The following is a 7822-nucleotide window of genomic DNA, read 5'->3' as shown; positions in this document are numbered from 1 at the left end:
GTCGGCAGCGACGCCGGCGCCGCCGCGGGTTTCGACCCGATGTTCCCCTGCCACTCGTTCATGCACGGCGCCGGCAAGTACGGCCTCACCCAGCTGCGCAACCTCGATCGGCTGCCACCGACGGGTGCGGTGCTCATCGCGTCCCCGCTGCGCATCGTCAACGGGTCGGGCAGCCCCGCGCGGGTGCTCGCCCTCGTCGAGCTCTGATCAGCATGCAGGTCGGCGCGGCGACCGGCCGGATCCTCGCCGACCTGGGTGTCCGGCAGGTGTTCGGCGTCGTCGGGTCGGGCAACTTCCATGTCACCAACGCCCTCATCGACGCCGGCGCCGCCTTCGTCGCGGCCCGACACGAGAGTGGGGCGGCCACGATGGCCGACGCCTACGGCCGGGTCGCCGGCCAGGTCGCCGCGGTGAGCGTTCACCAGGGCTGCGGGCTGACCAATGCCATGACCGGCATCACCGAAGCGGCCAAGAGCCGCACACCGATGATCGTGCTGGCCGCCGAGGCGAACGATCCGAGGTCGAACTTCTACGTCGACCAGGACGCCCTGGCCCGGTCAGTGGGCGCGGTGTCGATGCGGGTGACGTCCGCCGCCGATGCCGTCGAGACGGCGGTCGCCGCCTATCGCCGTGCCGTCGACGATCGCCGGACGGTGGTGCTGAACCTGCCACTGGCCGCCCAGGCCGAAGAATTGACCGGTTGGACGGTGCCCGTACCGCCCGAGTCGACTCCTCCCCCGGTGTCCCCCGACGCCCTCGCCCGATTGGCCGCCGCACTCACCGCGTCCGAGCGGCCGGTGTTCATCGCCGGGCGCGGCGCTCGCTCGCCGGCGGCGCGCGACGCGATCCAGTCGCTGGCGCAGCGCTGCGGGGCGCTGCTGGCGACCAGCGCCGCCGCAAAAGGCCTGTTCCACGACGATCCGTGGTCGCTGGACGTCTCGGGTGGCTTCGCATCGCCCTTGGCGGCGGAACTGATCCGCGGAGCCGACGTGATCGTCGGGTGGGGGTGCGCCCTCAACATGTGGACGATGCGCCACGGAGAGCTGGTGGCGCCCGGCACGACCGTCGTCCAGGTGGACATCCACGACGACGCTCTCGGCCGGCACCGCGCGATCGATCTCGGCGTCGCGGGCGACGTGGCCGCGACCGCTACGGCCGTCACTGTGGCGGGCGGTGTGCGCTACCGCACCGATCAGGTGAGCCGGCGGATCGCCGCGGAGTGCAGCTGGCGCGACGTGCCCTTCGACGACGCGTCCACGGCCGACCGGATCGACCCGCGCACCCTGACTATCGCGCTGGACGACCTGTTGCCGGCCGAACGCACGGTCTGCGTCGACTCGGGCAACTTCATGGGCTATCCGAGCATGTTTCTCTCCGTGCCCGACGAGCTGGGGTTCTGCTTCACGCAGGCGTTCCAGTCGATCGGCCTGGGGCTGGCCAGCGCTGTCGGGGCGGCGATCGCCCAGCCCGCCCGGCTGACGGTCGCCGCGCTGGGTGATGGTGGGGCGGCGATGAGCATCGCCGAGCTGGATACCGTCGCCCGCCTCGGGCTGAACATGATCGTCGTGGTCTACAACGACGACGCCTACGGCGCCGAGGTGCACCACTTCGGCCCGGACGGGCACGATCTGGGCACCGTTCGCTTCCCGGAGACCGACCTCGCGTCGACCGCCCGCGGCTTCGGGCTGGACGGCGTGACCGTGCGCGGCTCGGGCGATCTGGACGCCGTCGCCAGCTGGCTGGCGGGCGCTCGTTCGCGGCCCCTGCTTGTCGACGCCAAGATCGTCGACGACGGCGGGTCGTGGTGGCTCAAGGATGCGTTCCGCGGCCACTGACCGAGTCCGCAGCCACGCTGCCGTCGTGCCACTTGAGCACGCGAAGCGCGCGCAGCGTGTTCCACCGGCTCGGCTGACCGTCGCCGTCCTCCATCGCGAAGTGCACCGCGCCGGGGTGGGTGTTCTCGAGCAGCCACGTGCCGTCGTCCTGCTGCTTCGATCGGAGCAGCTGGATCGCCTCGGCCACCCGCGGATCGGTCGCGGCTTGGGCGATGCGGAAGTAGTCCAGAGCCCGCAGCACGTCGTAGTGCCACCAGGTCGGGAACGAGAACTGCAGCCACGCCGGGTCGGCCACCTCCCCCGTGCTCAGCCGGCGGAACAGGTGGCGCTCCAGTAGGTATTCCTCACCCCGACGACGCGCGGCGGCCTGCGCCGGCGAGCCACCGGCCGCTCGCTCGTGCTCGAGCAGGCCGTCGAGCACGCACAGGGTGGTGGCGAAGGACGAGCGGACCGAGCCGTTCTCGGTCTCGCAGTTCCAGCCGCCGTCGTCGAGCTGTTCACCGAGCAGCCGGTCCACGATGCCGTCCACGTCCATGCCGAAGTAGGCGCCGACCGCCACCGTGCGGCCGTTGATGCAGGGCTCCACCTCGCCGGCGAAGAATGGCTGCTGGTCGTGCTCCCACCGGCAGTTCTCGGCGACGAGCGCGACGGTCTCGCGCACCGGCGCGGCGGAGGGGTCGACGCCGAAGTCGCGCAACAACGTCAGCGTGGGAAAGGTCGATGTCCAGGGCTGCCCAGCGGAGAAGTCACCACGGAAGTCGGCCGGGAAGCAGGCACCGCCTGCCCACTGCCCGTCGGCGCCGCGCTCGGCCAACAGTCGTGCGCCCCAGCCGTCCGTGGCAACCCTCGCCCGCTCGGCCGCCACAGCGCCCGGCGGGTCGCCGTCGAGATCGTGCAGCACCTGCCAGCGCAACGCGGGGTCGGAATCCAGAAGCCAGTCGTAGACGCCCATGAAACGCACGGTAATCGGCATCTCCGACAAGGCCGCACGGCCATTCGCGCGGCGTTCGACAGCCTCGGCGAGGTCGTTCCCTAGCACCGCGGGACGAGAGCACGATGAGCCGGTGACGACTCCGACGGTGCGGGTGGGCCGCGTCTACGACCCACCGTCGGCGGCCGACGGGACGCGAGTGCTGGTCGACCGGTTGTGGCCGCGCGGCCTGACCAAGGCGGCGGCGGCGCTCGACGTGTGGTGCCGCTCAGTGGCGCCGTCGACCGAACTGCGCAAGTGGTTCGGGCACGACCCGGGCCGGCGTGCAGAATTCATCGCCCGCTACGAGGCCGAGCTGCGCGACGCCGACCGTGCGGACGCGTTGGCCGAGCTGAAGGAGCTCGCCCAGGGACATCCGTTGACCCTGCTCACCGCCGCGACTGACCTGACGCTGAGCCATGCCCCTGTGCTGGCCCGGCACATCGAGGCCGGTCAGACGCCGATACCCTGAGCGCTTGACGACGCGGTCAGCGCGTCGGTGAGCAGGGCCACCAGCGCCTCGTGCTGCACGTCGGCCGACGACCACACGTCCTCGTCCGATCCGTCCAACGCTCTGGCGGCAAGTCCCGCCTTGCTGTCGATGAGTGCGGCGATCCGGCTGTCGATCGTCTGCGCGGCAATGATGCGCCATGCGGTGACGGGTTCGGTCTGACCGATGCGGTGGCTGCGGTCGATCGCTTGCGTCTGCTCCGCGTCGGTCCAGGACAGCTCGGCCAGCACGATGTTGGACGCGACCTGCAGGTTGAGGCCCACGCCGGCAGCAGTGAGTGAGCAGACGGCGATGGCGACGTCGGGATCGTTCACGAAGGCGTCGATGTTCTTCTGCCGCGACGACGGCGTCTGGTCGCCCCGGATCGAGGAGTAGCGGATGCCCTGTCTGGCGAAGGCCGCCTCGGCGACGTCCATGACATCCACGTGCTTGGCGAAGAAGACGACCTTGCCGGCACTGCGCGCCAGCTGGGCCGCGTAGTCGGCGGCCAGCCCGGCCTTCGCCTGGCCGATGCGCCGCATCATGCTGAACACGTTCTCGCCGGTGCGCGTCTTGGTCGCGTCCTTCTGCTCCGCGCTGGCCACCTTGCGCACCAGGTCGAGGTCGATGCCGTCGACCGCGCCGGAGTGGCGCTTGGCCAGCGCGGTCTCGTAGCGGGCCACCAGGCGACGGGCCAGGTCGCGCTCGGCCGCCCGGATCGACCGGCCGACCTTCTCGTCGAGTTCGACGGGCAGATCGGCGGTGCGCCGGGCCGGAATGTCGGCCGCCACGTCTACCTTGCGGCGCCGGACGATGCCGAGGTCGATCACGCACTTGCGGGCAGCCGAGTAGAACCCGGGGTCCGCGGGGGTCAGTCCGGTCTCCTCGAGGGCGTCCATCAGCTCGCCCAGCGGCTCGGTCTCGTTGATCCAGCCGAGGAACTGCCAAATGGGACGGAAGTCGTCGATGTCGTTGATCAGCGGCGTGCCCGTGAGGGCCATCAGCAACGGCCGGGTGGTGCGCGACCGGATGCGCTTCGAGAGATCCAGCACGTGCTGCGAGCGCTGGGAGGCCTTGTTCTTGATGAAGTGGGCTTCGTCGACGACCATGCCGCGGAACCCGAAATCGCCGAACCACCCCACGTGGCGGTCCAGCACCTCGTAGTTCACCACCACGATGTCGGCGAAGCCGTCAACGGTGTCGCCGTTGCCGTGGACCACGGTGACCGAGCGATTCGGCGTCCACAGGCCGACCTCGCGCGCCCAGTTGATCTTCACGACGCTCGGTACGACAACCAGCAGCGGATACGCGTTGGCGGCCTCAGCGGCGAGCAGCGCCTGCGCCGTCTTGCCGAGTCCCGGTTCGTCGGCGAGCAGGAACGTCCGGTGGCCGGCCGCGGCAGCGGCGACCACCTGGGCCTGGTGCGGCATGAGCCGCCGGTTGCCGGAGGCGCGCAGGCTGGTCGGCGGCGGCAGCGCCATGCACGCCGGGGCACCGCTGTCCGCGCGTTCGAAGGCGGTGAGGAGCGGAATGAGCAGTTCCCATCCCGCCAGGCGGCGCGGGACGGCCTTGGTCGGCCGGGCCGCCGAGAAGTCGGGGGCGAGGAAGGCGGTCGTGAGCTGGCGGGAGACGACCGACCGCGGCACGACGCGGCGCTCGCTGCCCGGGGATGCGGCTGCAGGCTCGGCCGGCGTCTCCTCGGGCGGCGGCTCGATGCCCACCTTCCTCAGCATCTCCCGCTTGAGCGACTTGGCGGCGTCCGAGACGACCGCGTCTTCGGAGAGGAATGCGAGGAGCCCGGCGTCGCGGACAGCGGTCTTGGCGAGGATCGTCGCGATGCCGTCCAGCCGCTTGAGTTGCTCGGCACGCTGGGCCTGGGTCGTCGTGGTGTCGGCGCGGACACGGGCGTGTTCCTCGCGCACGAGCAGGGCGACGACCTGGAATTTCGTGCGAACCGCGGGCGTCACGCGGCGACGCTCGACTGCCGCCTCCACTTCACGGACGGTGCGGGCGAGCATGGAAATGACGTCTCCCGATGCGGGAGGGCGTCGCTGCGGTCGCGACGCGGCACGGCGAGCGCCCGTCTGGCGCCGGCCCGGTGAAGCCACAGACTCCTCCTCTGCACGCCCGGCACGAGAGCCGGACGGGAATGCCGCCCACGTTGTGCAGCCGGACGACAAGGTCCGCCGGGAAGGCCGCGGGGCGGCTGCTCGGAGACGCCGCTGGATACGGGAGGTCATCGCAAGCCGAGCACCGTCCCGAACTGGAAGGGCGGTGCGCCTTCCATGCTACCGCGGCCCGGTCCAGGTGGTGTGGTGCGCCGCCGCCCTGACAATGCGGGCGGCTGTGGTGTCGGACTGGCGAGGCGACCTGCTCGCCTCTCAACCACATCGACAATCCGCCCGGGAGACGCCATGACCGCCACGATGCCGACACCGTCGTTCACCGAACCGGCGAGCGCGCAATGCCTGGACCGCGCTGCCGCCGCCCTGTCCGCGCACGGTTTCACCGTCGAGATACTCGACGACCTAACGGAAGGCCGCCGGCGCGTCGGAGAACTCCTTCCGGAGGGCGCGAGCGTCTTCACCGGAGCCAGCGAAACGCTCCGGCTGTCCGGGATCGGCGAGGACATCAACGCCAGCGGCCGGTACGAGGCGATCCGGCCTCGCGTCCTGGCCATGGACCGCGCGACCCAGATCGACGAGATGCGGCGTTTGATGGCCACCCCAGACGTCATCGTCAGCAGCGTCGCCGCGGTCACCGAGACCGGCTCTCTCGTGATCGCCTCGGGCAGCGGAAGCCAACTTCCGGCGAACGCGGGGGGCGCCGGACGCGCCATCTGGGTCATCGGCGCCCAGAAAGTCGTGCCCGACCTCGGGACGGCGCTGCGCCGCATCGAAGAGCACGCCCTGCCGTTGGAAAGCGCACGCACGCAGGCCGCATACGGGTCGCCGAGCGCGATCAACCGGGTGCTCATCCTCAACGCCGAGCCCTATCCCGGCCGCGGCACCGTGCTGCTGCTCCGCGAAACCGTCGGCTTCTGAACCGCAGCGACTACGGCGGCGCAACGGTACGACTTCATCGCCGTGGCACCGATCGTCCACCAGCTGGCTACGGACGGTCTCCGTCACTCACCGCGCGTCTCGTTGGCCAGGAAGCGTTCCAGCTCGGCGCCCAGTTCGTCGGCCGTCGGCAGGTCGCCCTCGGCGAGCGCCAGCTGAGCCGCCGCGGCCGCCGCGTCGTACTGCTGCTCGATGGCTGCGACCAGCGTCTGCAGCTCCGCCGAGGCGGCAACCTCACGGTCGATCGCCGTGCGGTTCACCCGTTCGGCCTCCTCGAGGGCCGTCGTGTCGAGGCGGAGGCCGGCGCGAGCTCCGACCTCGCGCAGCAGCGCAAGCGCGGCCGCCGGGTACTCGGCCTGAGCGAGGTAAGGCGGCACCGGTGCAGCGATGCCAAGCGCGTCGATGCCGGCAGCGCCGAGGCGGTATTCGACGAGGTGGCCGGCGCTGGCCGGAACCATGATTTGGCCGAGCCACGCGCGGTAGTCGGCGAAGAGCTCGCGGCGCGGACCGTGCACGATGATCGGTGTCGGGCGGCTGTGCGGCACCGACATCGGGAACGCGTCCAGCCCGATCACCAGCCGGATACCGAGCCGCTCGACCAGCAAGGCGACCGCGGCCGTGTAGCGCTCCCACTGGGTATCGGGTTCCGGGCCGGCCAGGATCAGGTAAGGAACGTCGTCGGTGTCGTGCAGCAGGTGCAACGCCAACTGCGGTGTCTCGTAGTCGGTCCAGTGGTCGACGTCGAAGCGCATAACCGGACGACGCGCGCGGTAGTCGTAGAGCTGGTCGACATCGAAGCGGGCGACCACCGGCGCGTCACTGGCGAGCAGGCTCGCCCGAACGAGCCGCACGGCTGCACCCGCGTCGACGAAGCCGTCGAGCATGTGCAGCATGACGGCACCGGACAGGTCGGGGCGGTCGGCGTCGAGATCGAAGAGTTCTTCGGGATCGAGTGTCACCTGTCCATCTTGGCCCTTCCCGAAAAGCGAGGGGTTGCCGTCGGGTAGAACTGGCCGGGTGCAGATCTCGGGTGAACGTCCGGCAGGAATGCTGATCTTCTCGATGGGCGTCTCGGTCGATGGCTTCATCGCCGACCGCGACGGCGACTTCGCCTGGACGGTGCCCAGCGACGACTTGTTCAGTTTCCACACTGCGCAGGTCGGCGAGCTCGGTGCCTATCTGTGCGGGCGGCGGCTGTACGAGACGATGCTGCCGTGGGAGACCGACCCGTCTCTGCGGGCCGACGAGCTGCGCACCGCGTTCGCCGACCTGTGGTGTGCGCTGCCGAAGGTCGTCTTCAGCCGCACGCTCGCCACTGTCACGGGCAACGCCCGGCTCGCCCGTGCGCCGGTCCCTGCCGAGGTCGCGGCGGCGCGGGCCGGCACCGACAAGGACGTGGCCATCGGCGGTGCCACGCTCGCCGCGGCCGCGATCGAGCTGGGCCTCGTCGACGAACTGCGCATGT

The 7822-nt window shown here is 70.7% G+C and carries 7 protein-coding genes and 1 pseudogene; 5 read left to right on the top strand and 3 right to left on the bottom strand.

The features are described from left to right. Together ABR571_RS13990 and ABR571_RS13985 are read left to right on the top strand one after the other, a co-directional pair. Positions 1-207: pseudogene (locus tag ABR571_RS13990) on the top strand (cyclase family protein); the annotation flags it as partial. A 5-nt stretch (positions 208-212) separates the two neighbouring features. Beyond that, positions 213-1835 (top strand): thiamine pyrophosphate-binding protein, encoded by a 1623-nt coding sequence (locus ABR571_RS13985; RefSeq protein ID WP_409453816.1) that lies wholly within the window; start codon positions 213-215, stop codon positions 1833-1835. On the opposite strand, the gene ABR571_RS13980 is transcribed toward ABR571_RS13985, so the two are convergent. After that, positions 1810-2787: a hypothetical protein gene (locus ABR571_RS13980; RefSeq protein ID WP_409453815.1), complete on the bottom strand. Its 978-nt coding sequence runs from the start codon at positions 2785-2787 to the stop codon at positions 1810-1812. The two genes, ABR571_RS13985 and ABR571_RS13980, sit on opposite strands and share 26 nt — an antisense overlap. A gap of 112 nt (positions 2788-2899) precedes the next feature. On the opposite strand from ABR571_RS13980, the gene ABR571_RS13975 reads away from it, so the two are divergent. Next, positions 2900-3277, top strand: a complete 378-nt coding sequence (locus tag ABR571_RS13975) for a DUF488 domain-containing protein (protein ID WP_409453814.1) — start codon at positions 2900-2902, stop codon at positions 3275-3277. Here ABR571_RS13975 and ABR571_RS13970 read toward each other — a convergent pair. Further along, the gene (locus ABR571_RS13970; RefSeq protein ID WP_409453813.1) at positions 3259-5403 is read right to left on the bottom strand and encodes a DEAD/DEAH box helicase; all 2145 of its coding nucleotides are present in this window, start codon (positions 5401-5403) and stop codon (positions 3259-3261) included. The two genes, ABR571_RS13975 and ABR571_RS13970, sit on opposite strands and share 19 nt — an antisense overlap. Before the next feature lie 306 nt (positions 5404-5709). Between ABR571_RS13970 and ABR571_RS13965 the strand changes: the two genes are divergently transcribed. Continuing rightward, positions 5710-6339, top strand: coding sequence for an LUD domain-containing protein (locus ABR571_RS13965; RefSeq protein WP_409453812.1), 630 nt, complete (start codon positions 5710-5712; stop codon positions 6337-6339). An 83-nt stretch (positions 6340-6422) separates the two neighbouring features. Here ABR571_RS13965 and ABR571_RS13960 read toward each other — a convergent pair whose 3' ends face one another. Further along, complete coding sequence (locus ABR571_RS13960) at positions 6423-7316, bottom strand: PAC2 family protein (protein WP_409453811.1); 894 nt, start codon at positions 7314-7316, stop codon at positions 6423-6425. A gap of 88 nt (positions 7317-7404) precedes the next feature. Between ABR571_RS13960 and ABR571_RS13955 the strand changes: the two genes are divergently transcribed. Further along, positions 7405-7822, top strand: a 418-nt coding sequence (locus ABR571_RS13955) for a dihydrofolate reductase family protein (RefSeq protein WP_409453810.1), incomplete at its 3' end; no start/stop codon positions are given.

The sequence above is a fragment of the Jatrophihabitans sp. genome (genome assembly GCF_046262535.1).
Taxonomy (GTDB): Bacteria; Actinomycetota; Actinomycetes; order Mycobacteriales; family Jatrophihabitantaceae; genus Jatrophihabitans.
Note: the sequence above shows the minus strand (reverse complement) of the source record. Positions and strands in the feature narration are given on the sequence as shown.

Coding starts and splice junctions, on each gene's coding strand:
- ABR571_RS13985 (WP_409453816.1), top strand. CDS start 213: ATGCAGGTCGGCGCGGCGACCGGCCGGATCCTCGCCGACCTGGGTGTC.
- ABR571_RS13965 (WP_409453812.1), top strand. CDS start 5,710: ATGACCGCCACGATGCCGACACCGTCGTTCACCGAACCGGCGAGCGCG.
- ABR571_RS13980 (WP_409453815.1), bottom strand. CDS start 2,787: ATGGGCGTCTACGACTGGCTTCTGGATTCCGACCCCGCGTTGCGCTGG.